Source organism: Shimia sediminis (genome assembly GCF_003990645.1).
In the GTDB taxonomy this organism is placed as follows: domain Bacteria; phylum Pseudomonadota; class Alphaproteobacteria; order Rhodobacterales; family Rhodobacteraceae; genus Shimia; species Shimia sediminis.
The window spans coordinates 1-1,104 of record NZ_RYZK01000038.1 but is presented as its reverse complement, the minus strand read 5'-3'; the positions used below and the strand labels follow the sequence as shown (position 1 = coordinate 1,104).

The window sequence follows — 1,104 nt, the reverse complement described above, 5'->3', positions numbered from 1 at the left end:
ATTGCCCTGATCCAGCTGTACCGCCTCGGCGGACCAGCCCTGGGCCGCCATCGCCGCCACGGTGTCCTGCAACCGATCCGCCCCACGGGCGGCACAGACCACATGGGCGCCTGCCTCGGCCAGCGCCACGGCGCAACCCTGACCGATGCCGGACGAGGCGCCTGTCACCAGGGCGGTCTTGCCGGTGAGGGACAGAGAGGGGGTGCGGGGCAGGTCAGTCATCAGCTCATTCCATCAGCAGGGGTACTGGCCCCATGTTGCGGGCCTTGTTGAATTCTCGCAGGCGGGCAAAGCCTCGCGCACGGACGAGGCTTCAAAGTCATACATCGCGGCCCGAAGTGGGGCGATCAGAGCCTTATGGGCGGTGTGTCTGTCCATGTTTCATCTTGGTCAAAATACTTCGGGGAGCGCGAGGGGAGACCCCTCGCACCCGAACTCATCTTACTCGGCAGCATCGCGGTAGGGTGCGGCCTCACCATAGGGCACGTTGATACCGCCATAGCGGCGTACACGGACGTTGCATTGTTCCGCGTGACCGACGAACCCCTCAAGTATGCACAACCGAGAGCCGTATTCGCCGATCAGGGTTGCAGCCTCGTCGGTCAGAACCTTCTGATAGCTGTGGGTTTTCAGGTACTTGCCGACCCAGAGGCCGCCGGTATAGCGACCGGCCTTTTTGGTGGGCAGGGTATGGTTGGTGCCGATGACCTTGTCGCCATTGCTGACGTTGGTGCGCGGCCCGAGGAACAACGCGCCATAGCAGGTCATATTGTCGAGGAACCAGTCGTCACGGTCGGTCATCACCTGCACGTGCTCGGAGGCGATGTCGTCCGCGACCTTAAGCATTTCGTCATAGGTATCGCAGAGAATAACCTCGCCATATTCCTCCCAGCTGACGCGGGCAGTGCCGGCGGTGGGCAGGATGTCGAGAATGCGGTCGACTTCGGACAGGGTTTCCTCGGCCAGTTTACGGGAGTTCGTAACCAGCACAGCTGGGGAGTTGTAGCCATGCTCGGCCTGGCCGAGGAGGTCTGTGGCGCATATTTCAGCGTCAACTGTTTCGTCCGCAATGACCATGGTTTCGGTCGGTCCGGCAAAGAGGTC

Annotated in this window: 3 protein-coding genes; all 3 read right to left on the bottom strand. The window is 61.8% G+C overall.

Going from position 1 to position 1,104, the window contains the following annotated elements; translation table 11 throughout:
* On the bottom strand, positions 1–222 hold a 222-nt coding region (locus EK369_RS21250), incomplete at its 3' end, for an SDR family NAD(P)-dependent oxidoreductase (RefSeq protein ID WP_127116277.1).
* A gap of 12 nt (positions 223–234) precedes the next feature.
* Positions 235–378: a hypothetical protein gene (locus tag EK369_RS21875; protein ID WP_164727075.1), complete on the bottom strand. Its 144-nt coding sequence runs from the start codon at positions 376–378 to the stop codon at positions 235–237.
* Positions 379–441: 63 nt separating this feature from the next.
* On the bottom strand, positions 442–1,104 hold a 663-nt coding region (locus EK369_RS21245; RefSeq protein ID WP_206198145.1), incomplete at its 5' end, for a histidinol dehydrogenase.

What these genes read in the sequence shown, in the direction of transcription:
- EK369_RS21875 (WP_164727075.1), bottom strand. Translation starts at nt 378, where the DNA reads ATGGACAGACACACCGCCCATAAGGCTCTGATCGCCCCACTTCGGGCC.